This window comes from Marinococcus sp. LNHM3E3-2.2, from assembly GCF_056034385.1.
Genome location: NZ_JBQLIC010000014.1, coordinates 20,627 through 44,964, shown reverse-complemented (window position 1 = coordinate 44,964; position 24,338 = coordinate 20,627). Strand labels below are relative to the sequence as shown.

Genomic DNA, 24,338 nt, shown 5'->3' with positions numbered 1-24,338 from the left:
ACGACTCGGGCCCGAGTCGTTTTATCCTTATTGTGCTACTGCGCTTAGGCGCTTGTGCATTCTGGATTTAGCGCGGTTGGCCGCGTTTTTGTGAATCATGTTTTTGCTGGCTGCTTTGTCTACTTTCTTCATCGCGAGCGCGTAGGAATTCTTCGCAGCATCAACGTTGTTTGCATCGATGTTTTTGTCGAATTCTTTAATAGCCGAACGCATGGAAGAACGGAAAGCCTGCTGCTTCACGCGTTGATTTTCGTTAATAATCACGCGCTTTTTTGCGGATTTAATATTTGCCATGGTGGTCACCTCCTTTAGTTACCGGTCGTTTCTTTTATCAGCACAAAAGGATTCTATCAAAAATCACGACTGAGCGCAAGATTCAGCAGGAAAGAGTTAAATGGATGAAATTTTCAGAATTAAAGCGAAGCGAACGCGAACATTGAAGGAAGAGCGGGGCATTGCTATAATAGACGTTAGTCTCTGCGAACGGAACGCACGGCAAAGTAGTAATAACAGGAGTGATCGAATCAATGAAAGAGCAGGAAAAAATTGAGCGCCAGAAGCGCATTCGTAACTTTTCGATCATCGCCCATATTGATCACGGGAAATCGACGCTTGCTGACCGGATTTTAGAATCGACCAGTGCGTTGACCCAGCGTGAAATGAAAGACCAGATGCTGGATGCGATGGATTTAGAAAGAGAACGCGGTATTACGATTAAACTTAATTCTGTACAGCTGAAATATACACATACAGATGGAGTGGAGTACATTTTTCACTTGATTGACACTCCGGGGCACGTCGACTTTTCCTATGAAGTGTCGCGAAGCCTGGCAGCCTGTGAGGGGGCCCTTTTGATTGTAGATGCCGCTCAGGGCATTGAAGCCCAGACGCTCGCCAATGTGTATCTTGCCCTCGATAACGATCTGGAAATTCTGCCTATTATTAATAAGGTGGATCTGCCGAGCGCAGAGCCTGAACGGGTGAAGCAGGAAGTCGAGGATGTTATCGGCCTGGACGCTTCGGAAGCAGTACTTGCTTCCGCGAAGGACGGAATAGGCACAGACGAAATTTTAAGGCAGATTGTTGAAAAGGTGCCGCCACCGCAGGGTGATCCTTCAGCTCCGCTGCAGGGCATGATTTTCGACTCTGTATATGATACGTACCGCGGAGTTATCGCCTATATCCGGATTAAAGAAGGAACGGTCAAGCCGGGGGAGAAAATCCGGATGATGCAGACTGGAAAAGAATTTGAAGTATCGGACGTCGGCGTATTTAATCCGAAGCCGGTCTCCTGCGATGAACTGACAGTGGGGGACGTTGGATTTATAATTGCCGGTATTAAAAACGTTGGCGATTCAAGAGTCGGCGATACAATTACAAACGCCCATAATCCGGCCGCCGAGCCGCTGCCGGGTTACAAACGCATGAATCCAATGGTTTTCTGCGGCCTGTTCCCGACAGATGCAAGCAAGTATAACGCGCTCCGGGACGCACTTGAACGGCTGGAGCTTAACGACAGCTCACTGCAGTTTGAAGCAGAAACCTCCCAGGCACTCGGCTTCGGTTTCCGCTGCGGGTTCCTCGGCCTGCTGCATATGGAAATTATACAGGAGCGCATTGAGCGCGAGTATAATATCGAGCTGATCACCACTGCACCGAGCGTTATTTATCACGTGCAGATGGTGGACGGGGAAATGAAAGAGATCGATAACCCTTCCAACATGCCGGATGCCCAGCAGGTGGAATGGGTGGAGGAGCCGTTCGTAAAAGCGACCGTCATGGTGCCAAATGATTACGTAGGCGCCGTTATGGAGCTATGCCAGGCTAAACGCGGCGAATTTAAAGACATGAAGTATATGGATGATACGCGTGTGAATATCGTCTACGACCTTCCGTTAACCGAAATTGTCTATGACTTTTTCGATCAGCTGAAGTCCCAGACAAAAGGTTATGCTTCATTTGATTATGAGTTTATCGGCTTTAAAGAAAGCAATCTCGTGAAGATGGACATTTTGTTAAACGGGGAAAGTGTGGATGCGCTGTCCGTTATTGTCCACCGGGACGTGGCCTATGAACGCGGGAAAGCTATCGTTGAAAAATTAAAAGATTTAATTCCACGCCAACAGTTTGAAGTGCCGGTTCAGGCGACAATTGGGAAAAGCGTCATCGCCCGTTCGACCATCAAAGCCATGAGGAAAAACGTTTTGTCCAAATGCTACGGCGGCGACATTACGCGGAAGCGTAAGCTGCTTGAAAAGCAGAAGGAAGGTAAAAAACGCATGAAAAGCGTTGGCAAAGTAGATGTTCCGCAGGAAGCATTTATGTCTGTATTAAAGATGGATAAAGACTAAGCAAAGCGGGCTGCCTTCCGGGCGGCCTTTGCTTTTTCCATAAAGAAGGAGAGAAAAGCGTGGCAAAAGGATTGTACGTCCACATCCCTTTTTGCGAATACATTTGTTATTACTGCGATTTTAATAAATTTCTCATTAACAACCAGCCGGTCGATGAGTATTTAGAAGCACTGGACCAGGAACTCGCCTCCTACACGATGGACCAGCTGCAGACGGTTTATATCGGAGGGGGGACACCGACAGCTCTTTCGGCTGTACAGGTGGAGAAGCTGATGCAGATCATGAACCGGCACGTTCCGGTGACCCAGCTCAAGGAATATACGGTAGAGGTGAATCCGGGAGATGTAGGTGAGCAGAAGCTGTCGCTGCTGAAGGCAGGCGGAGTGGACCGGCTGAGTATTGGTGTTCAGACGTTTCACGATTCCCAGTTAAGCAGTATCGGCCGGGGACATTCTGCAGATGAAGCGAAAGAAACAGTCCAGGCAGCCAGACAGGCCGGCTTTGATAACATTTCAATTGATTTAATGTTTGGGCTGCCGGGCCAGACGATGAAGGACTGGGAAGAAACGCTTGATGAAGCAATGGCGCTTGCTCCTCCGCACGTGTCGGCTTATTCATTGAAGATCGAAAAACAGACCCGGTTTTATAATTGGTGGCGTGAAGGAAAAATAGCTCCGCTGCCGGAGGAAGAGGAGGCGGATATGTATGAGCTGCTTGTGGATCGTCTCGAAAGCCACGGGCTTGATGCTTATGAGATCAGCAACTTTGCACGTGCCGGGTACAGCAGCCGTCACAACCGGATATACTGGCAGAATGAAGAATATATTGGTGCCGGTGCGGGCGCTCACGGCTACACCGACGGCGTGCGGTACGCCAACATTAAACCGTTGAACCATTATATCCAGGCAGTTCAGGAAAAAGGCAGCCCAGTACAAACGACGCATCCGGTAACGAGAAAAGAACAGATCGAAGAGGAAATGTTTCTCGGGCTTCGGTTATATGAAGGTGTATCTACGGAGCGTTTTTATCAGAAATACGGCTGTGCCGTGGAAGACATATATCCGGAAAGCATTCAGGAAGCGAAGCGGAAGGAGTGGCTCACAGAAGCAGACGGCCGTTTGTTTTTAACAGAAGAAGGAAAGCTGCTCGGTAATGAAGTGTTTGCTTTATTTTTATTGGACGATGAGCCTGAAAATAATTGACAAAGCAAAAATCCTTTGATAGCTTATAAAATAGATTTAGCACTCGGATAAAACGAGTGCTAACAGAGGAGAATGTGTAATGCTTACCGATCGACAATTACTCATTTTGCAATCGATCATTGAAGATTATATTCAATCGGCCGAACCTGTAGGTTCAAGAAGCATCTCCAAAAAAAACAGCATTACGTTCAGTCCGGCCACCATCCGTAACGATATGGCGGATTTGGAAGAGCTTGGTTTTTTGGAAAAAACCCACAGCTCGTCCGGACGCATTCCTTCCCAAAAAGCTTACCGGCTGTATGTGGACCGCCTGCTGCTGCCGTACCGTTTCAGTGAACCTGAGATGAACAACATTCAATCGCTTTTTGCCGGTAAAATACTCGAAGCTGAAGAAGCAGTAAAGGAAACAGCCGGCATTTTGTCTGAATTGACGAGCTATGCCTCTATTGTGCTTGGCCCGGAAATGTTTGAATCGAGACTCAGGCAGATTCAGATTGTTCCTATTGGAAAAGAAGCAGCTGTTGCTGTCATCGTGACAGATACAGGATATGTGGAAAACCATACGGTAGCTCTTCCCCCAACGCTTGAAGCAGGGGAGCTCGAACAAATTACGAACATTTTAAACGAGCGGCTGCGGGGAATTCCGCTTTATCAGCTGCAGCGGGCGCTGTTTTCTGAAGTGAGAGACGTTTTAAAGAGGTACGTGCTCAACTACGAAGCAGCTCTTTCGTTTACGGAAGAGGCTCTCCGGAAATCGAGGCATGAAAAGATCTTTTACGGAGGCAAAACCAACCTGCTCAACCAGCCGGAATTCAAAGATGTAGACCGTGTGCGGGCTCTGCTCGAATTAATGGAGGAAGAGCATCTGATTCACGAGCTCTTAAAACCAACCATTAACGGTATGACGATTAGAATTGGGCAGGAAAACCCCAATGAAGCGTTTGAGCACTGCAGCATCATCTCTGCCACGTATTCCCTCGCTGGGAAGCCGGTAGGAACCATTGGTATTGTAGGGCCAACGAGAATGGAATATCAAAAAGTTATCAGCCTAATTAATCATCTTTCTTACGGCCTTTCAAATGTGTTGGATGACTTGTACCGGAGAGACTCTTAATGATAGTATTTGTTATTGGTTGATGAACTTAATAAAGAGTCGGATATAGTATGGCTTTGAACGATAGCAACAGCATTTATGGAGGTGGCGCAGGTGAGCGAAAAGAACAAGCAGCAGGAAGAGGAAAAAAAAGATCAGGAAGCACCAAATGAAGAAGAAGTAACCGAAGAAGACGTCGAAATCCTCGAGCCGGAAGATGTTGAAGAGGATGAACTTGAAGAGGAATCCGGTTCGCGTGAAGCAGAGCTCGAAAAAGAAATAAACGAATGGAAAGACCGTGCTCTTCGTGCTCAGGCAGATTTAGAGAATGTGCGCCGCAGAGCAAAAGCGGAAAAAGAGGAAGACGCCAAATACCGGGTCCAGCCTCTGGCAGAGGAGCTTCTGCCGGTAATGGACAATTTTGAAAGAGCGATGCAGACCAAGCCCGATAACGAAAGTGCCCAGTCATTTATTGACGGCATGGCCATGGTCTACAATCAATTCAGATCTGCACTCGAACAGCAGGGTGTGGAAGAAATCCCGGCACAGGGCGAATACTTTGACCCAACCATTCACCAGGCTGTCATGCAGGCTGATGAAGAAGGGTTTGAGTCTAATCAGATTGTGGAAGAAATGCAAAAGGGATACAGACTGAAAGATCGTGTGCTGCGCCCTTCAATGGTAAAAGTGAACAACTAATAATTCAGATATAGAGTACTGTATAGGAGGAAGAAAAATGAGTAGAACAATTGGCATTGACTTAGGTACAACAAACTCTTGTGTAGCCGTTATGGAAGGCGGGGAAGCGCAGGTTATTCCGAACCCGGAAGGCAACCGCACAACTCCTTCCGTTGTAGCATTCAAGGACGGCGAACGTCAGGTAGGGGAAGTGGCTAAGCGCCAGTCCATCACAAATCCTAACACGATCAGTTCCATCAAGCGTCACATGGGTACAGATTACAAGGTGGAAATCGAAGGCAAAGAATACAATCCGCAGGAAGTTTCTGCGATTATTCTCCAAAAATTAAAGTCGGACGCTGAAAGCTATCTTGGCGAGACTGTTACAAACGCAGTTATCACAGTACCTGCGTACTTTAACGACTCCCAGCGTCAGGCAACAAAAGACGCCGGCCGTGTTGCAGGTCTTGAAGTAGACCGTATCGTAAACGAGCCGACAGCTGCAGCACTTGCCTACGGCCTGGAAAAAGAAGAGGACCAGACTATCCTCGTATTTGACCTCGGCGGCGGTACATTTGACGTATCCATTCTTGAGCTTGGCGAAGGCTTTTTCGAAGTTCGTTCCACGTCCGGCGACAATAAGCTTGGCGGTGACGACTTTGACCAGGTGATTATCGACCATTTAGTGGATGAGTTCCGCAAAGAAAACGGTATTGACCTTTCCCAGGATAAAATGGCTGTGCAGCGCTTGAAGGATGCAGCAGAAAAAGCGAAAAAAGATCTTTCCGGCGTTACGCAGACACAGATTTCCCTGCCGTTTATCACAGCAGATCAGAGCGGACCGAAACACCTTGAGCTTACACTGACACGTGCTAAGTTTGATGAGCTTTCCTCGAAGCTGGTTGAACGCACAATGGGACCTACAAGACAAGCAATGAAAGACGCTGGTCTCAGTGCTTCCGAAGTGGATAAAGTCATCCTTGTTGGTGGTTCCACACGTATTCCTGCTGTACAGGAAGGCATTAAAAACTTAACTGGTAAAGAACCACACAAAGGTGTTAACCCGGATGAAGTGGTAGCCGTAGGTGCTGCTGTTCAGGCAGGCGTACTAACCGGTGATGTAAAAGACGTTGTACTGCTCGACGTTACACCACTCTCCCTCGGTATCGAAACGATGGGCGGAGTAACAACGAAATTAATCGACCGGAATACTACAATTCCGACAAGCAAATCCCAGACGTTCTCAACAGCAGCTGACAATCAGCCTTCTGTGGATATTCATGTGCTTCAGGGTGAGCGTGAAATGGCCGCAGACAACAAAACGCTTGGCCGTTTTCAGCTGACCGATATCCCGCCAGCTCCGCGCGGCGTACCTCAAATCGAAGTTACCTTCGATATTGATGCTAACGGTATTGTGAACGTACGTGCGAAGGATCTTGGCACAAACAAAGAGCAGTCTATTACCATCACTTCTTCCTCCGGTCTTTCCGAAGAAGAGATTGAACAAATGGTAAAAGATGCTGAAGAAAATGCAGAAGAGGACAAAAAGCGTAAAGAAGAAGTAGAAGTGCGCAACGAAGCGGACCAGCTCGTCTTCACGACAGAAAAAACATTGAACGACCTCGGCGAAAACGTAACAGAAGACGAAAAACAGCAGGCTGAGGACGCAAAAGAAAAAGTGAAAACTGCGCTTGAAGGCGAAGATATTGAAGCCATCCGCACAGCGAAGGACGAGCTTCAGGAAATCGTTCAGCAGCTGACAACGAAAATGTATGAACAGGCAGCGCAGCAGGCTCAGCAGGAGCAGGGCGAAGCCGGCGGCGAAAGCAGTGACGACACTGTAGACGCTGACTACGAAGACGTTAAAGATGACAATGATAACAGTGATAACAACAAAAACAGCTAACGATCTGTAGCGCTGATGAATGGGGCTGTCCCGAATAGTGGTCACTTGACTGCTTCTATTCAAGGGGATGGCCCCTTCTTTCTGTAATGAATATGTTTTTCAGATTGAAGCGTCTTCTTGTAGAATGATAAGATAACACGTATGGACAAGAGCGAGGAGTGAAGATGAACGATGAGTAAACGCGATTATTACGACGTGCTTGGCGTCAGCAAAGACGCAGACGAGCAGGAGATAAAAAAAGCATATAGAAAACTGGCACGCCAGTATCACCCGGACGTCAACAAGGAAGACGACGCCGAAGAAAAATTTATTGAAATCAAAGATGCCTATGATACATTAAGCGATCCCCAGAAGCGTTCGAATTACGATCGTTTCGGCCATGAAGATCCAAACCAGGGCTTTGGCGGCGGCGGAGCCGGAGCAGGCGGCTTCGGCGGCGGCTTTGGCGACATTTTCGATATGTTTTTCGGCGGCGGTGCTTCAAGAGATCCAAATGCTCCACGGCAGGGGGCGGATCTGCAGTATACGATGACGCTCACCTTTAAGGAAGCAGCCTTCGGCAAAGATACAGAGATCGAAATTCCAAAAGAAGAAAATTGTGAAACGTGCGGCGGCGACGGCGCAAAGCCAGGCACAGAAAAAAGAACGTGCCGCCAGTGCGGCGGGCAGGGTCAGATGAACGTAGAACAGAATACGCCGTTTGGCCGTGTCGTGAACCGTCGTGTGTGTGACCGCTGCAGCGGCTCAGGCGTTGAAGTCGAAGAAAAATGTCCTACATGTAACGGAAACGGCCGCATCCGCCGGAACAAAAAGATCAATATTCATATTCCGGAGGGCGTCGACCACGGCCAGCAGATCCGCGTGAGCGGTCAGGGCGAGCCGGGTGCAAATGGTGGACCACCGGGCGACCTGTTTGTCGTTTTCAACGTACAGCCGCATGAATTCTTTGAACGTGACGGAGATGACGTCTACTGCGAAATGCCGCTGACATTTGTTCAGGTAACGCTTGGCGATGAAATTGAAGTGCCGACACTGCGAGGTAAAGTTAAATTGAAAATACCGGCTGGCACCCAATCGGGAACAAAATTCCGTCTCCGGAATAAAGGCATTAATAACGTCCACGGACGCGGCCAGGGCGATCAGCATGTGAAAGTCCAGGTAGTGACACCGAAGAAACTGACGGACCGGCAGAAGGAACTGCTGCGGGAATTCGCAGAAATCAGCGGCGATGAAGAAACCGATGAACAGCACGGAAATTTCTTTGACCGTGTGAAACGGGCGTTTCGCGGAGAGTAAAAAGGGAGGAGCAGACATATGAATTGGATTGAAATTTCTGTCCATACTACCCAGGAGGCCATTGACCCTGTATCGTTTGTGCTTCAGGAAGCAGGAGCAAGCGGGGTCGTGATTGAAGATTCGGCCGACCTGGAGCGGGAATGGGAAGAGGCAGAAGACGAATGGTTCATGCTTTCTGAAGATAATTATCCGGATGAAGGCACGCTTGTGAAAGCCTATCTTCCGATGACAAGCTACGTCACCGATACTGTGGAGGAAATTAAGCAATCCATTAATGAACTGCTCCTTTACGATATTGATTTAGGACGAAACCAGGTAGTGCTCAAAGAAATCGCCGAGGAAGACTGGGCAGAGGCCTGGAAAAAGTATTACAAGCCTGTCCAGATCACGAATAAAGTTACTATTGTGCCTTCCTGGGAAGAGTATGAAAAAAAGAGCGGGGAAAAAATCATTACGCTGGATCCGGGCATGGCGTTTGGCACCGGCACCCACCCGACAACCGTGCTCAGCATGCAGGCGCTTGAAGAGTACACACGTCCGGGTAATGCAGTGCTGGATGTCGGCACCGGGTCCGGCGTGCTCGCTATAGGGGCATGCTTATTCGAAGCAGGAGAAATTCTTGCGCTCGATCTTGATGAAGTAGCCGTCAGGAGTGCTGAAGAAAATATCAGCCGAAACGGGATGGCAGATAAAATCACCGTGGCCCAATCGGATCTGTTGGAATACCGGTCGATGCAGGCAGATATCATTGTGGCTAATATTTTGGCACCTATCATTATCCGCCTTGCAGAGGATGCGTTTAGTTCCCTTCAGCCGGATGGTGTGTTTATTACTTCAGGCATCATTGAAAGCAAACGTACGGATGTCGAACAGGCTCTGACGGAAGCGGGTTTTGTTATTGAAGATGTGCGGGCAGTCGAAGACTGGCTGTGCATTATCGCCCGCCGGCCGCAGACACTTTAAAGGAGAGGAATATGCAGCATTATTTTGTGGATCCCTCCTCCATACAGCATGAATATATACAAATCACGGGTAATGATGCAAAGCACATTGCCCGTGTTATGCGTATGGGCCCGGGAGAAAAAATTGTATGTAAAGACAATCAGGGACATGCCTTTGTGACTGAAATTGAAAGCGTGGAAGAAAAAAGTGTCCACGCAAAAATAATCAGCGAGTGGACAGGAGGAGCAGAGCTTCCTGTAAATATTATCGCTGCCCAGGCTCTGATTAAAGGAGAAAAAATGGACACTGTCGTGCAAAAAGCAACAGAGCTTGGAGCCTCGGCGATTTATTTTTATGAAGGGGACCATTCTGTGGTAAAATGGGATGCGAATAAACGGCAAAAGAAAATTGATCGTTTAAACCGAATTGCTAAAGAAGCAGCAGAGCAGTCAGAGCGGATGTATATACCGGAAATTGTTTATTTTCCCTCGGCACGTAAGGTTATAGAAAACACGGCTTCTGTCGGGAGCCGGATCGTTTTATCAGAAGCAGAAGCGAGAGCAGAACTGCCCGCAAAGCTTCCTGAGGTGTTTGCCGGGCATCCGGAAACGCTGCTTGCATTTATCGGGCCGGAGGGCGGATTTTCCCGTAGCGAGCTTGCCCTGTTTGAGGAACAGCACATTCCTGCGACGTCCCTGGGGAAGAGAATTGTTCGAAGCGAAACCGCTTCTTTGCTGCTGCTTGGAGCAGTGACATATTATTATGAAATTCAGGAGGGGAACATATAATGAGATCAGTGGCGTTTCATACTCTTGGCTGTAAAGTAAACCATTACGAAACGGAAGCCATATGGCAGCTGTTTAAAAACGACGGCTATGAAAAAAAGGAATTTGATCAGACCGCGGATGTCTATGTTATCAATACCTGTACGGTAACAAACACCGGAGATAAAAAAAGCCGCCAGGTAATCCGGCGCGCAGTACGTAAAAATCCGGAAGCCATTATATGCGTCACCGGCTGTTATGCCCAGACCTCTCCGGGAGAGATTATGGATATTCCCGGCGTCGATATTGTCGTTGGCACGCAGGACCGCAAAAAAATGCTCGACTATATTGAAGAGTACACGGTGTCCCGGGAACCAATTAACGGTGTAAGCAATATTATGAAAAACCGTGTGTACGAAGAACTCGATGTACCGGAGTTTACCGACCGTACGAGAGCGTCGCTGAAGATTCAGGAAGGGTGCAATAACTTCTGTACCTTCTGTATCATCCCGTGGGCCCGTGGTCTGCTCCGTTCGAGAAACCCGGAAGAGGTTATGCATCAGGCCGAACAGCTGGTTAACAAAGGCTACAAGGAACTGGTGCTGACAGGCATTCATACAGGAGGCTACGGTGAAGACCTGAAAGACTATAATCTCGCGGGGCTGCTCCGGGATCTTGAAACCATCGATGGGCTAAAACGGATCCGTATTTCTTCCATAGAAGCAAGTCAGATCACCGATGAAGTGATTGATGTGCTCCGCAGGTCAAACAAAGTAGTAAATCATCTGCACGTGCCGCTTCAGGCTGGCTCAAACACCGTGCTTAAAAGAATGAGAAGAAAATACAGTGTGGAATTTTATGCGGACCGCCTCGAAAAACTGCGCGAAGCGCTTCCGGAATGCGCCATCACCACAGATGTGATTGTAGGCTTCCCGGGGGAAACGAAAGAAGAATTTCAGCAGACGTACGACTTTATCCGGGACCAGCGTTTCTCAGAACTGCACGTGTTTCCATATTCGAAGAGAACCGGTACCCCGGCTGCTAAAATGAGCGATCAGGTTGAGGATGAAGAAAAAAATGACCGGGTGCACCGTCTGATTGAACTATCCAATCAACTGGCAAAAGAATATGCTTCGCGTTTTGAAAATGAAGTCGTGGAAGTAATTCCGGAAGAAGAAGATAAAGAAAAACCAGGTTACTTTGTCGGCTACTCGACAAATTATATAAAGGTACGTTTCCCTGCGAACCCGGAATGGCGTGGTGAAATTGTGCGCGTGAAAATTACGAATGCAGGCTATCCATTGAATGAAGGGGAATTTGTACGCGTGCTTGACCATGATACAGCAACGCTTGTATAACTATAACAGCTAAACTGGAGGAGAAAGTATGGCAGATCTCGCGCAATATATTGATCACACACTGCTGAAGCCGGAAACCACATTTGAAGATATAAAACGTATCACAGCGGAAGCGAAAGACAATCATTTCAAATCTGTCTGCATTAATCCGGCGATGGTGCCTTTTGCAGCGGAAGAGCTAAAAGGCTCCGGCGTGCTTGTCTGTACAGTGATCGGTTTTCCACTCGGTGCCACAAATCCGGAAACAAAAGCATTTGAAGTGAAAAATGCCATCGCCAACGGAGCGAAGGAAGTTGATATGGTTATCAATATCGGCGCCTTAAAAAGCGGGGAAGACGATCTGGTCCGCGCGGACATTGAAGCGGTCGTGCAGGCTGCAAATCAGGAGGCACTGGTGAAAGTGATAATAGAAACAGCGCTGTTAACTGATGAAGAGAAGAAGAAGGCCTGCAGTCTTGCAGTTGAAGCTGGAGCGGATTTTGTAAAAACATCCACCGGGTTTAACGGAGGAGGAGCAACGATCGAAGATGTGCGTCTGATGAAAGAGACGGTGGGCGACCGTGCCGGCGTAAAAGCGAGCGGCGGGGTCAAAGACCGTCAGACTGCTCTTGCATTAATTGAAGCCGGAGCGTCCAGGCTCGGTGCAAGCTCTGGCGTGAAAATACTGCAGGGTGAAACCTCAAGCGAAAACTACTAACAATCTCTGCCTGCCAGCTCGTTGATTTTTTGGCACAGATGCTTTATACTATTTACCAAATGGCTAGTATTTGAGTAATAGTCTTTATTCATATATTAGTTAGATTGGTTGTTCGGAGGGAGGGAATCACATGGCAGAGACAAGAAAGAAAAAGAATGAAGATATTGATGCCGCTCTTCGCCGTTTTAAGCGTAGCCTTTCCAAAGAAGGAACAATGGCTGAAGTGAAAAAACGCAAACACTACGAAAAACCTAGTGTTCGTCGTAAGAAGAAAAGCGAAGAAGCTAGAAAACGTAAGTTTTAAGTAAAGAAGGTGCTGCATCCTTGGAACTCATGGACCGTTTAAGCAGTGACATGAAGTCAGCAATGAAAAACAAGGAAAAACAGCGTTTAAATGTTATCAGAGGCCTGCGGGCTTCGATGCAGAATGAAGCTATCAAGCTCAATAAAGAGCTTGATGAAAGCGAAGCAACAGCGGTTTTAAACCGCGAAATGAAACAAAGAAAAGATTCCCTCCATGAGTTTGAAAACGCAGGACGGGAAGATTTAGCAGAACAGACCAGGTTTGAAATGGACGTCATATCTGAATATCTTCCTGCTCCTTTATCGAATGAAGAATTGGAATCCATTGTGAAAGAAACTATTCAGGAGGAGAATGCCTCTTCGATGAAAGATATGGGAACAGTGATGTCTGCGGTGATGCCTAAAATCAGCGGAAAAGCGGACGGTTCCCAGGTAAATCAATTAGTGAAAAAGCATTTATCTTCTTGATAATAAGAAAGCTAGAGATCGAATCAGGGTTCAGTTCCGGTTCGGTCTCTTTTTTTAAAACATATGCCAGTCTTCCTCCCGAAATAAACGGGAAAAAATTGAAACGCTTTTATCTTTATCCTCGTACATAAGAGTATAGACATATAACTAATGAACGGGAGGGGGGATAGAGGTGGAGCAGAGAAAAAACAGATGGCTGTCCGTTCTTCTTGCCATACTTTTCATGACAGCCGCCTGGCTTCCGGCATCTGTACAGGGGGCCGGTGAAAATCAGACCGTATATGTTATCCCGGTTGAACAGACCGTTGAACAGGGAATGGCTGCATTTTTGGAACGATCGGTGGAAGAAGCGGAAGAAGCTGATGCCGACAGGATTATTTTTGAACTGGACACGCCCGGAGGCGCGGTGGATGCCGCAGGTGAGATTGCCTCGATTATCAATGGTACATCTATTCCAACTACCGCATATGTAACGGACCAGGCTATGTCAGCAGGAGCGTTTCTGGCTTTGAGCGCTGACGAAATTGCCATGGCGCCTGAAACAGAAATGGGAGCAGCCCAGGTTATTGACGGCTCGGGCAATGCAGCATCTGACAAGGCTCAGTCAGCCTGGGTGTCTAATATGGTCAATGCAGCTGAATCCAATGACAGAGATCCAGTGTATGCAGAAGCAATGGCTGACCCTGGAGTTGAACTGCCGGATTATCGTGCCGGAGAAGGTGAACTGTTAACGCTTACGGCGTCGGAAGCAGCTTCTGAAGAAGTGGGCTATGCAGAATACATTGCCGACAGCAGAGATGATCTTCTCAGTCAGATGAACCTGGGCGATGCTGCAGTGGAAGAAGCAGATATCAGCGCAGCTGAGCAGATCGCAAGATGGGTGACCAGTCCGTATGTGATTCCTATTTTATTGAGCGTCGGCATGATCGGCCTAATACTTGAAGTATTTTCACCGGGATTTGGAATTTTTGGAGGCATCGGTCTCGCATCCTTAGGACTATTCTTTTTCGGTCATATGATTGCCGGGTTTGCCGGCTTCGAAGGACTGCTGCTGTTTGGCGTCGGTTTAATATTACTGCTGATAGAATTCTTTGTTCCTGGTTTTGGAATTTTTGGTATATTAGGTATAGGGGCAGTCGTTGGCAGCCTGTTTATGTCGTCGTTTTCTGTTTCCGTTATGGCGATCTCCGTCGTTCTGGCAGCAGTAGCTGCCATCATCGCAGCAGTAGTTATGGTGGTCGGGTTCGGAAAACGGGGGCCAATGAAAAAGCTGGTGCTTCAGGATACGTTTTCTTCGAAGGAAGGATATGTGTCAAATGAAGGAAGAACGGACTTATTAGGCAGAGAAGGAACGGCATTGACTCCGCTGCATCCGACCGGTGCAGTAGATATTGACGGGGAAAAAATCGATGTCGTTTCAGACGGCCGCTATCTCGACCGCGGAGACGCTGTGCAGGTAGTGCGTGTAGAAGGCACGCGTGTTGTAGTAAAGCCATACTCTAACAAAGAAAGAAGGGAATCATGACATGGGAATTGATATAGGTCTCGTTATTGTATTAGCTATTATTTTAATAGCGCTCGTCATTTTATTCACTTTTGTACCAGTTGCGCTTTGGATTTCGGCGCTTGCTGCAGGGGTGAAAGTAGGTATTTTCCAGCTGGTCGGTATGCGGCTCCGGAGGGTTATTCCGTCGAGAGTAGTAAACCCGATGATCAAGGCAGAAAAAGCTGGTCTTGATATTGAACTGAACAAGCTCGAAGGCCACTATCTGGCTGGCGGTAACGTGGACCGGGTGGTCAATGCACTAATCGCCGCCCAGCGTGCAAATATTGAACTTACATTTGAACGTTGTGCCGCTATCGACCTTGCCGGCCGTGACGTATTGGAAGCTGTACAGATGAGTGTTAACCCGAAGGTTATTGAAACGCCGTTTATTGCCGGTGTCGCAATGGACGGTATCGAAGTGAAAGCAAAAGCAAGAATCACCGTACGCGCAAACATAGACCGTCTGGTCGGGGGTGCCGGTGAAGATACCGTTATCGCCCGTGTTGGTGAAGGTATTGTTTCGACGATCGGTTCTTCGCAGAATCATAAAAAAGTATTGGAAAACCCGGACAGCATCTCACAGACTGTTCTTTCCAAAGGGCTGGATTCAGGTACGGCTTTTGAGATTTTATCCATTGATATAGCCGATATTGACATTGGCAAAAACATTGGTGCAGAACTGCAGACAGACCAGGCGGAAGCAGATAAAAACATCGCCCAGGCGAAAGCCGAAGAACGTCGCGCCATGGCTGTTGCTCAGGAGCAGGAAATGAAAGCACGGGTAGAAGAAATGCGTGCGAAAGTTACCGAGTCCGAAGCAGAAGTGCCAATGGCAATGGCAGAAGCCCTGCGTTCCGGAAACCTTGGCGTCATGGATTATATGAATATCCAGAACGTTATGTCTGATACGGATATGCGTGAATCCATCAGTAAATCCGGTAAAGACGACGACCAAAACGGTCCATATAACCGCCCGCACACCGATAAATAAGGGACTTTGTCCGTAGAAGAAGGTGAATGAAGCGATGGAGCAGCTGTTTGAACTAGTTTTTGAAAATCTGTGGATTTTACTGCTGCTCTTCGGCGGTTTGATTACGTTTATGGGCCGGGGAGACAGCAGCCAGCAGCAGGACAGCGGTGACGGTGATTCAAGGCGGCGCGGGGCTTTCGGAAAACTCGAAGACATATTCGAAGAGTTTGAAAATGCCCGCAAAGAAAATACGCCGAACCGTCCTCAGAATGATCCTTCCGGAAGTCCCGGCAATCATCCAACGCGCCGGGTGCCGGAAGCTGAGGCAGAGCTGTACAAAGAAGAGACAGATAATCCACAGAATAAAAGCAGTGCTTTAAAAGAATACGAAAAACGCCGTGAAGAGCTTCAGCAGCAAAAGAAAAACGCAAGCCAGCGCCTTGAGCGTGCTTCGCGCCAGTCTGCTGAACGCGGAGGCGTTATGTCAGACGGGGAAATCGGCGGAGCGCGGAGAAATCCACGGTCGATAAATAAAAAAGAAGCAGCAAACGGACTCGTGTGGGCGGAGGTCCTCAGCCCGCCGGTCACGAGGCGCAGCGGTTATCCTTACCAGCGGCAGTCAACAATGTCACGTGAAAAAGTGACGCCGCACCGTTCCGCTAAAAAAAGCAGTAATGAGTGAGCCTGATCCTCGGATCAGGTTCTTTTTTTCCTGAAAATCGTAAAATGTCTGCTATTTTTTGCAACACCCTCAGCGTGGTGGTAGAGTAGAGTTAGCATACTAACGAAAAAACTGATAACAGCAAGGATATGATATTATACTCAAGGAGACTGAGCTATATTGACCGAAAAGAAAACGTTAGAATTACAAGTGAATGAAATGAACGACATACAGCAGCTGTTTGGTCCAAACGATGTGCACATTGAGCGGCTTGAAGAAAAGCTGGACGTTTCGATTATTACCCGGGGCGGCTCGCTGATCGTAGAAGGAAACGAAAAGCAGGCAGCGCTAGTCGAAGAAGTGATTGAAGCTTTGGCGAGGCTGCTGAAAAAACGGGTGCGGATTTCAGAACGGGACGTTGTCTATGCCGCGCAGCTTGCCGAGGAAGGAAAGCTTGAAAAACTTGAAGATCTTTTCCAGGAGCAGATTGCTGTAAATGCTGAAGGCAAGCCAGTGATGATTAAAACCTTGGGGCAAAAGGAATATATTGATCAGATCCGTCGTAAAGATATGATATTTGGCGTTGGCCCGGCTGGTACAGGCAAAACCTATCTGGCGGTCGTAATGGCGATAAATGCTTTAAAAGAGGGGCGGGTGAAGCGGATTGTACTAACCCGTCCGGCGGTGGAGGCTGGAGAAAGCCTCGGATTTCTTCCGGGAGACCTGAAAGAAAAGGTGGATCCATATCTGCGTCCGCTGTATGACGCCCTGCATAATATCTTTGGAGCGGAGCATACACAGCGGTTAATGGAGAGAGGGACGATCGAAGTAGCTCCCCTCGCGTATATGAGAGGCCGGACGCTGGACGATGCTTTTGTTATTCTCGATGAAGCCCAGAACACCACGAAAGAACAAATCAAGATGTTTTTAACACGGCTCGGCTTTGGTTCAAAAATGATCGTTAACGGGGACCTCACCCAGATTGATCTTCCCAAAGGCCAGCAGTCAGGGCTGAAGGTGGCGGCACGCATTTTAAAAAACATCGATCATATTGGGTTCGTTTACCTTGAAGCCACGGATGTCGTACGGCATACACTCGTGCAGCAGATTCTTGATGCTTACGAACAGGAGGAAGGCGATCCAAAGCGTACGCTGAACCGGCCGGACAAACCAACAAACAACTAGTCAGGGGTGGACAGGTGTGAGTATTGAAGTAGATATGGTGGATGAAACGGAACGAGTAGAACCGAAGCACTGGGAGCTGGTGAAAAACATCCTGCAGTTCGCATGTGAAAAAGAAGGAGTCGTAGACGGCTCGGAGGTCTCTGTAAGTTTTGTGGATAATGAAATGATTCAGGCGGTCAACAGAGAATACAGGGAGATCGACCGGCCGACTGATGTAATTTCATTTGCCCTGAATGACGACGAAATTCAGCCCCAGGCTGAAGGCATACCGAACCTGCTCGGAGACATTATTATCAGCGTTCCCAAGGCGCAGGAGCAGGCCGGGGAATACGGTCACTCGTTTGAAAGAGAACTGGGCTTTTTGGCCGTTCACGGCCTGCTTCATTTGCTTGGATACGATCATATGGACAAAGAGGAAGAAGATAAAATGTTTTCGCGTCAGGAAAGGATTCTTGAAGCGTATGGATTACCGCGATAAATCGGTGCCTAAACGCTGGAAGGACGGCTTTATATTTGCTGGAAAAGGTATCCTCCTTGCCTTCCGGGAAGAGCGTCATATGCGCTTTCACGTCTTTTTCGGTCTGGCAGCCGTTCTTTTGGGATGGGTGTGCGGCATCGCTTTATGGCAGTGGGCCGTTCTTTTGCTGGCAATTGCCGGCATGCTTGTGCTCGAAATGGTTAATTCAGCGCTGGAGCGCCTGGTAAATTTAGTATCGCCGGAATGGAATAAAACCGCGGGAGATGTCAAAGACATTGCTGCCGGTGCGGTACTCATTTACGCTGTATTTGCTGTCATCATCGGTGTAATGATTTTTATGCCTTCCATATGGGAATGGCTGAACTGACAAAGGGGGAAGAACATTGGCTATAGAAAACGAACTGCTTGAACGGGCTAAACAGGCAAGAGAGCAGGCGTACGTCCCGTATTCCAAATTTCCGGTAGGAGCGGTTTTTGTAGGAGAGGACGACGAGTGGTACGAAGGGTGTAATATTGAGAACTCGTCGTACGGATTAAGCAACTGTGCAGAACGGACAGCCGTGTTCAGCGCGTTGCGTACGGGCATACGAAGCGGGAAAATGGTAGCTGTCATCGCTGATACGAAAGGGCCGGTCGCTCCATGTGGCGCCTGTCGGCAGGTGCTTTCTGAGTTTCTGCCGAAGGATGCCCGGATTGTATTGGGTAACCTGCAGGGTGAAATGAAAGTAACAACGATGGAAGAACTGCTCCCGGGAGCATTCGGCCCGGAAGATTTATAGTATGAAAGCAGGAAAGAAGAGGGAAAATAATGAGTGAATCGTATCATTCCGGATTTGCCGCTTTAATCGGGCGTCCCAATGCGGGAAAATCCACATTAATGAATCAGGTGCTTGGCCAAAAGATTGCGATCATGAGTGATAAAGCACAAACAACAAGAAATAAAATCCAGGGCGTTTACACGACGGAAGACTCCCAGATTGTTTTTATCGATACCCCTGGCATTCACAAGCCAAAGCACAAGCTGGGCGATTTTATGGTTCGTGCGGCTCTGCAGACGCTGAACGACGTTGATATCATTTTATATCTGATCGATGCGTCAGAGTCATACGGCCCCGGCGAGGAATATATTATCGAAAAACTGAAGCGGACAGACACGCCGGTATTTTTAATCGTTAATAAGATCGATAAAGTTCATCCCGACGAACTGCTCAAAGTGATTGCCAGCTATTCCGAACGGTATGATTTTGCCGAGGTAGTACCGGTTTCTGCGTTGAACGGCAATAATGTGACGACGCTTCTCGAAGAGCTTACCAAATATCTCGAGGAAGGCCCGCAGTTTTATCCGGAAGATCAGGTCACTGATCACCCGGAACGGTTTATCGTGAGTGAACTGATACGTGAAAAAGCACTGCAGCTTACTCGCGAAGAAGTTCCGCATTCGCTAGCCGTTGTTATCGATGAAATGAAAGAACGGGAAAACGGGGCGGTGTATGTGGCAGCTACGATTGTTGTCGAACGCCCGACCCAAAAAGGCATCATTATCGGTAAGCAGGGCTCAATGCTCAAGGAAATCGGACAGCGGGCCCGGGCAGATATTGAGTCGATGCTCGGCTCGAAGGTGTTCGTGGAGCTTTGGGTGAAGGTGGAAAAGGACTGGAGAAACAGCGCATATCTGCTTCGTGAGAACGGGTACCGCGAAGACGAATATTAAGAAATCGCCTGGGAGCGGAGGAACAGCATGATTCAGAAAACAGAAGGAATTGTTTTGCGGACTGCTTCCTACGGGGAATCCAATGTAGTGTTAACGGTTTATACAAGAGAGCACGGGAAAATGGCGATGATGGCCAAAGGGGCAAAGAAGCCAAGCAGCCGTCTGCGCTCGATCTCCCAGCCGTTTGTCTATGGAACGTTTGTGTACTATCCGGGCAAAGGAATGAGAACGCTCAGTCAGGGAGACGTAACGGATTCATTTCGCAGCGTGCGTGAAGACATCGTTCTTACTTCCTACGCTTCCTATTTGTCCGAACTTCTTGATAAAGTTACCGTGGATCAGGAGCGAAATCCTTATCTATTTGAGCTGTTTTGGCAGCTTCTGCGGCGTATCGATGAAGGCGAGGATGCCGAAGTGCTTATCCGTCTGTTTGAAGTGAAAATGACCGCAGTGGCAGGAATCCAGCCCGTGATCGACCGCTGTGTGAACTGCGGGCGGCAGGAGGGAACATTTCATTTTTCCATCCGCGAAGCGGGCTTTCTCTGCCATCTTTGCTGGGAGATCGATCCGTACCGTTTCCGCATTCAGCCGAAAACGGTGAGGCTTTTGCGGACGTTTTTCTACATTGATGTGCACCGGGTAGGCTCTGTTTCTGTATCGGCCGAAACGAAAAAAGAGCTGAAGGATGTGCTGAACAGCTATTATGATGCTTATGCAGGTATTTATTTAAAGGCAAGGCGTTTTCTGGAACAGATGGAAAAGTGGAACGTTGAATGAGTGCTTGACACACTCGTAAATGTTAAGTACTATTTCAATACAATCATAATGATGCGCAGGGAAAGAAAGTAGTAGCAATCTTCTTCAGTTTTAGCGAGTGCAGGATAGTGAAAGCTGCACGCTGACCGGTTGTGAAGGCGTTCTGGAGCGTAGAATGGATAAAGCGGCTTTTCGGCTGTAATGCCGAAATAGCAAGTAGGGTGGAACCGCGGTAATAACCGTCCCTATACCTGAGTGACAGGTATAGGGGCTTTTTTAATGAAAATAACCGAAAAACAAAAGGGGTGTTTAACATGGCAATGAATATTCAGGAAATGATTTTAACATTGCAGAACTACTGGGCGGACCAGAATTGCATTATTATGCAGGCCTACGATGTGGAAAAAGGAGCGGGGACGATGAACCCGATGACATTTCTGCGCAGTATCGGACCAGAGCCGTGGAACGCAGCATATGTAGAACCGTCAAGACGGCCGGGCGACGGACGCTACGGGGAGAATCCGAACCGTTTGTATCAGCATCATCAGTTTCAGGTAGTCATGAAGCCTTCGCCGGACAACATCCAGGAGCTGTATTTAAAAAGCCTGGAAGCCATCGGTATTGACCCGCTTGCCCATGATATCCGCTTTGTGGAGGACAACTGGGAGGCTCCGACGCTGAGTGCCTGGGGCCTTGGATGGGAAGTCTGGATCGACGGCATGGAAATTACCCAGTTTACGTATTTCCAGCATGTTGGCGGCATGGATGCCCACCCGGTGACAGCTGAAATTACATACGGCATTGAACGGCTGGCGTCGTATATTCAGGATAAGGAAAACGTATTTGACCTGGAATGGGTGCAGGGCGTTTCATACGGAGATATGTTTTTGCAGGCGGAATACGAGCATTCAAAGTATTCGTTTGAAATTGCGGATAAAGAGCTTCTTTTGAATCAGTTTGCCGCAAGTGAAAAGGAAGCAGAGCGGGCTATTGAGGAAAAGCTGGTGCTCCCTGCCTACGACCACGTGCTGAAATGCTCGCATTTGTTTAACCTGCTCGATGCCCGCGGGGCGATTTCAGTGACGGAGAGAACCGGATATATTGCACGTGTGCGCAATCTGGCAAGAAAGTGCGGAAAAGCGTATTACGACGAACGGGAAAAACTAGGATTTCCGCTACGGAAGCAGGAGGCGATGAACGATGACAACTAATCATTTTTTACTCGAAATCGGCGTGGAAGAAATGCCCGCCCGCTTTGTGGAGGGTGCGGTCAAGCAGCTGAAGGAAAAAACGGAAACCTGGCTGCAGGAGCAGCGGCTCAGCTATAGTACTGTTCACATGTTTTCTACTCCGAGACGGCTAGCGCTCCGGATTGAAGACCTGGCTGATTATCAGGAGGATATGGTCGAAGAGGCCCGTGGACCGGCCAAAAAGATCGCACTCACAGAAGACGGGGAATGGAGCAAGGCTGCTTTAGGCTTTGCCAGAGGCCAGCAGGTCGATACAAAGGATCTGTACTTTAAAGAGGTGAAAGGCACTGAGTACATTTTTGTGGAAAAAGAACACAAGGGCCGGCCGACCTCAGAGCTGCTGCAGGAGATGGAAACAATTATTACGTCTCTCGCTTTTCCGAAAAATATGCGCTGGGGAAGTCACGAACTCCGCTTTGTGCGCCCGGTTCAATGGCTCGTGGCGTTGTACGGAGAGACAGTGATCCCATTTACGATTACAGACCGCACAGCCGGCAATATTTCTTACGGACACCGGTTTTTGGGGGATGCCATTACTATTCATAAGCCGGAAACATACGAGCAGCAGCTGAAAGAGGAGTATGTGATTGCGGATGCGTCTGAAAGATCAGAATTGATTCGCAGCCAGATCGAAGAGATTGAAGCGGAAAACAGCTGGCACATTCCGATAGATGATGAGCTGCTTGCCGAAGTGAATCAGCTCGTGGAATACCCGACCGCACTGCACGGCTCATTCGATGAAGCGTATTTGGACATTCCGCGGGAGGTGCTCGTTACATCCATGAAAGAACACCAGCGGTATTTTCCGGTAGAAAATGATGAAGGCAGTCTCCTTTCGTATTTCATTACAGTACGAAACGGTAATGCTGAGCACCTTGACCAGGTCCGGAAAGGAAATGAGAAGGTACTCCGGGCGCGTCTGGCTGATGCCCAGTTTTTCTATGACGAAGATCAGAAAATGTCGCCGGAGGAAGCGGTGGAGAAATTAAACCACGTAATTTATCAGGAAAATCTGGGTACAGTCGGTGAAAAGGTAATGAGAGTGGAGGCTGTCAGCACCCGACTCGCAGAATACCTGCAGCTGGACAGCACGAAGGTGCAAAATGTTAAGCGTGCCGCTCATATTTCCAAATTTGACCTCGTAACGTTAATGGTGGACGAGTTCACTGAGCTCCAGGGGATTATGGGAAGAGAATATGCCCGGATGGCAGGAGAAAACACCGCAGTTGCCGAAGCTATTGCAGAACATTATAAACCAAAGTCCGCCGGAGATGCTCTCCCGGAAAATGTCGAAGGCGCGGTTATCAGCGTGGTGGATAAAATGGACACTATTGTTTCGAGCTTTGGTGTAGGGATGGTGCCGACCGGGTCCCAGGACCCTCACGGGCTGAGAAGACAGGCAGCAGGTATTGTCCAGACAATCACCGGGCACCGGTTTCCGCTCACAGTTCAGCAGCTGATCGTTCTGGTGATGGATGAAATCAAAGAGCGTTCTCTTCTTCAGCGGGAAGAAGCGGATGTTCTGAAGGATCTCGAAGAATTCTTTACCCAGCGTGTCCGCCAAAAGCTGCTTGATGAGGGTGTCCGCCATGATATTGCGGATGCTGTGCTGCTTCATCTTGGCGAAAGAATTGATGTAGTGACAGAAAAAGCTGGATTTATTCAAGCGCGTGCTGAAGAAATAGACTTCAAAGAAACGGTGGAAGCACTCAGCCGGGTGACCAATATCGCAAAAAACACAGACCGTGGTTCGGATATTCAAACAGAGCTGTTCGAGGCTGAAGAGGAAAGAGAGCTTTACGAAAAAAGCAAAACCTTAAATCAGCAGCTCGATAAAACGCTTGGGCAGGCGGATGTCGCCGGTGCGTATCAAGCGCTACAGGCAGTTACGCCGGCGATTAACGCCTACTTTGATCATGTTATGGTTATGGCTGAAGACGAACAGGTAAAGCAGAACAGACTGCAGCAGATGGCACTGTTATCCAGGGAAATTGAACGGTTCGCCCGCTTTCGGAGCATTGTTTTTTCATCGTAAAGCAATGCGTCCGTGCGAAGCGCCGATGAAGGTGGGGAGTCACTATCGAATTAACAGAGCGTCAGGAAACCATCCTGCAGATTGTTAAAGACAACGGGCCGATCACCGGGGAGCATATCGCAGACAGGCTTTCACTGACGAGAGCCACTCTGCGCCCGGATCTGGCCATTCTCACAATGTCAGGATTTTTAGAAGCAAGACCAAGAGTAGGATATTATTATACTGGAAAAACAGACACCGAAGAACTGAATAATCAGCTGCAGAAGTTAACCGTCAAACATTATCAGTCGATCGCAGTGGTCGTCTCGGAATCAGACAGTGTGTACGATGCTATCTGCACCATGTTCCTTGAAGATGTCGGCACTCTCTTTGTGGTGGATAAACAAGGCTATCTGGCCGGCGTCCTTTCAAGAAAAGATCTGCTGCGGGCGAGTCTCGGCCGCCAGGATACGGAAGCAATCCCTGTAAGTATTATTATGACAAGGATGCCCAACATCACGATCTGCAAAAAGGAAGATTTGGTCGTTTATGCAGCAACCAAGCTGATCGAGCGTCAGATTGACGCTCTGCCGGTAGTAAAAGACGCCGGCGATGGAAAGTATGAAGTGGTCGGCAGGGTCACGAAAACAAATATAACTAAAGTATTGGTGGATCTGGCCAATAACCAATTATTTTAACCCGAGGAGGC

At 48.3% G+C, this 24,338-nt stretch carries 25 protein-coding genes; 24 read left to right on the top strand and 1 reads right to left on the bottom strand.

The window, feature by feature from the left end; all coding sequences use genetic code 11:
- Positions 1-27: 27 nt before the first annotated feature.
- Positions 28-294, bottom strand: a complete 267-nt coding sequence (rpsT, locus tag ACTRXF_RS14170; RefSeq protein WP_091611924.1) for a 30S ribosomal protein S20 — start codon at positions 292-294, stop codon at positions 28-30.
- A gap of 233 nt (positions 295-527) precedes the next feature.
- Between rpsT and lepA the strand changes: the two genes are divergently transcribed.
- From lepA to ccpN, 24 genes are all read left to right on the top strand, one after another.
- Positions 528-2,351 carry a translation elongation factor 4 gene (lepA, locus tag ACTRXF_RS14165; protein ID WP_474261766.1) on the top strand — a complete coding sequence of 608 codons (1,824 nt, stop codon included), beginning with the start codon at positions 528-530 and terminating at the stop codon, positions 2,349-2,351.
- A gap of 59 nt (positions 2,352-2,410) precedes the next feature.
- Entirely contained in the window at positions 2,411-3,553 is a 1,143-nt protein-coding gene (gene hemW / locus ACTRXF_RS14160; protein WP_474261767.1) for a radical SAM family heme chaperone HemW, read from the top strand.
- 79 nt (positions 3,554-3,632) lie between these two features.
- Entirely contained in the window at positions 3,633-4,667 is a 1,035-nt protein-coding gene (gene hrcA / locus ACTRXF_RS14155) for a heat-inducible transcriptional repressor HrcA (protein ID WP_474261768.1), read from the top strand.
- Between the two features lie 93 nt (positions 4,668-4,760).
- Positions 4,761-5,345 (top strand): nucleotide exchange factor GrpE, encoded by a 585-nt coding sequence (gene grpE, locus ACTRXF_RS14150; RefSeq protein WP_474261769.1) that lies wholly within the window; start codon positions 4,761-4,763, stop codon positions 5,343-5,345.
- Positions 5,346-5,382: 37 nt separating this feature from the next.
- Positions 5,383-7,230, top strand: coding sequence for a molecular chaperone DnaK (gene dnaK, locus ACTRXF_RS14145; protein ID WP_474261770.1), 1,848 nt, complete (start codon positions 5,383-5,385; stop codon positions 7,228-7,230).
- A 171-nt stretch (positions 7,231-7,401) separates the two neighbouring features.
- Complete coding sequence (gene dnaJ / locus ACTRXF_RS14140) at positions 7,402-8,526, top strand: molecular chaperone DnaJ (protein WP_322525752.1); 1,125 nt, start codon at positions 7,402-7,404, stop codon at positions 8,524-8,526.
- An 18-nt stretch (positions 8,527-8,544) separates the two neighbouring features.
- Complete coding sequence (prmA, locus tag ACTRXF_RS14135) at positions 8,545-9,489, top strand: 50S ribosomal protein L11 methyltransferase (RefSeq protein ID WP_474261771.1); 945 nt, start codon at positions 8,545-8,547, stop codon at positions 9,487-9,489.
- Positions 9,490-9,500: 11 nt separating this feature from the next.
- On the top strand, positions 9,501-10,256 hold the full coding sequence (locus ACTRXF_RS14130; RefSeq protein WP_474261772.1) for an RsmE family RNA methyltransferase: 756 nt from the start codon (positions 9,501-9,503) through the stop codon (positions 10,254-10,256).
- Entirely contained in the window at positions 10,256-11,590 is a 1,335-nt protein-coding gene (gene mtaB / locus ACTRXF_RS14125; RefSeq protein WP_322525755.1) for a tRNA (N(6)-L-threonylcarbamoyladenosine(37)-C(2))-methylthiotransferase MtaB, read from the top strand. The genes ACTRXF_RS14130 and mtaB overlap by 1 nt, the downstream gene beginning before the upstream one ends.
- Before the next feature lie 28 nt (positions 11,591-11,618).
- Positions 11,619-12,287, top strand: coding sequence for a deoxyribose-phosphate aldolase (deoC, locus tag ACTRXF_RS14120; RefSeq protein ID WP_474261773.1), 669 nt, complete (start codon positions 11,619-11,621; stop codon positions 12,285-12,287).
- A gap of 130 nt (positions 12,288-12,417) precedes the next feature.
- Positions 12,418-12,591 (top strand): 30S ribosomal protein S21, encoded by a 174-nt coding sequence (gene rpsU / locus ACTRXF_RS14115; RefSeq protein WP_022794945.1) that lies wholly within the window; start codon positions 12,418-12,420, stop codon positions 12,589-12,591.
- 20 nt (positions 12,592-12,611) lie between these two features.
- On the top strand, positions 12,612-13,058 hold the full coding sequence (locus tag ACTRXF_RS14110) for a GatB/YqeY domain-containing protein (protein WP_022794946.1): 447 nt from the start codon (positions 12,612-12,614) through the stop codon (positions 13,056-13,058).
- A gap of 172 nt (positions 13,059-13,230) precedes the next feature.
- Positions 13,231-14,583: an NfeD family protein gene (locus tag ACTRXF_RS14105; RefSeq protein WP_474261774.1), complete on the top strand. Its 1,353-nt coding sequence runs from the start codon at positions 13,231-13,233 to the stop codon at positions 14,581-14,583.
- A gap of 1 nt (position 14,584) precedes the next feature.
- The gene (gene floA / locus ACTRXF_RS14100; protein WP_022794948.1) at positions 14,585-15,595 is read left to right on the top strand and encodes a flotillin-like protein FloA; all 1,011 of its coding nucleotides are present in this window, start codon (positions 14,585-14,587) and stop codon (positions 15,593-15,595) included.
- A 34-nt stretch (positions 15,596-15,629) separates the two neighbouring features.
- The gene (locus ACTRXF_RS14095; RefSeq protein WP_474261775.1) at positions 15,630-16,256 is read left to right on the top strand and encodes a hypothetical protein; all 627 of its coding nucleotides are present in this window, start codon (positions 15,630-15,632) and stop codon (positions 16,254-16,256) included.
- 159 nt (positions 16,257-16,415) lie between these two features.
- A complete protein-coding gene (locus tag ACTRXF_RS14090; RefSeq protein ID WP_322525760.1) occupies positions 16,416-17,420 on the top strand; it encodes a PhoH family protein in 1,005 nt (334 codons plus the stop codon).
- Between the two features lie 16 nt (positions 17,421-17,436).
- Positions 17,437-17,898: an rRNA maturation RNase YbeY gene (gene ybeY, locus ACTRXF_RS14085; RefSeq protein WP_474261776.1), complete on the top strand. Its 462-nt coding sequence runs from the start codon at positions 17,437-17,439 to the stop codon at positions 17,896-17,898.
- Positions 17,882-18,265 (top strand): diacylglycerol kinase family protein, encoded by a 384-nt coding sequence (locus tag ACTRXF_RS14080; protein WP_474261876.1) that lies wholly within the window; start codon positions 17,882-17,884, stop codon positions 18,263-18,265. Before ybeY ends, ACTRXF_RS14080 begins: the two co-directional genes overlap by 17 nt.
- A 16-nt stretch (positions 18,266-18,281) precedes the next feature.
- Positions 18,282-18,677, top strand: a complete 396-nt coding sequence (locus ACTRXF_RS14075; protein ID WP_474261777.1) for a cytidine deaminase — start codon at positions 18,282-18,284, stop codon at positions 18,675-18,677.
- 29 nt (positions 18,678-18,706) lie between these two features.
- Positions 18,707-19,609, top strand: a complete 903-nt coding sequence (gene era / locus ACTRXF_RS14070) for a GTPase Era (protein WP_091611883.1) — start codon at positions 18,707-18,709, stop codon at positions 19,607-19,609.
- 27 nt (positions 19,610-19,636) lie between these two features.
- The gene (recO, locus tag ACTRXF_RS14065) at positions 19,637-20,386 is read left to right on the top strand and encodes a DNA repair protein RecO (RefSeq protein ID WP_474261778.1); all 750 of its coding nucleotides are present in this window, start codon (positions 19,637-19,639) and stop codon (positions 20,384-20,386) included.
- A gap of 299 nt (positions 20,387-20,685) precedes the next feature.
- The gene (gene glyQ, locus ACTRXF_RS14060) at positions 20,686-21,576 is read left to right on the top strand and encodes a glycine--tRNA ligase subunit alpha (protein WP_474261877.1); all 891 of its coding nucleotides are present in this window, start codon (positions 20,686-20,688) and stop codon (positions 21,574-21,576) included.
- On the top strand, positions 21,566-23,650 hold the full coding sequence (glyS, locus tag ACTRXF_RS14055) for a glycine--tRNA ligase subunit beta (protein WP_474261779.1): 2,085 nt from the start codon (positions 21,566-21,568) through the stop codon (positions 23,648-23,650). The genes glyQ and glyS overlap by 11 nt, the downstream gene beginning before the upstream one ends.
- Positions 23,651-23,694: 44 nt before the next feature.
- The gene (gene ccpN, locus ACTRXF_RS14050) at positions 23,695-24,327 is read left to right on the top strand and encodes a transcriptional regulator CcpN (RefSeq protein WP_322525943.1); all 633 of its coding nucleotides are present in this window, start codon (positions 23,695-23,697) and stop codon (positions 24,325-24,327) included.
- Positions 24,328-24,338: the final 11 nt, after the last annotated feature.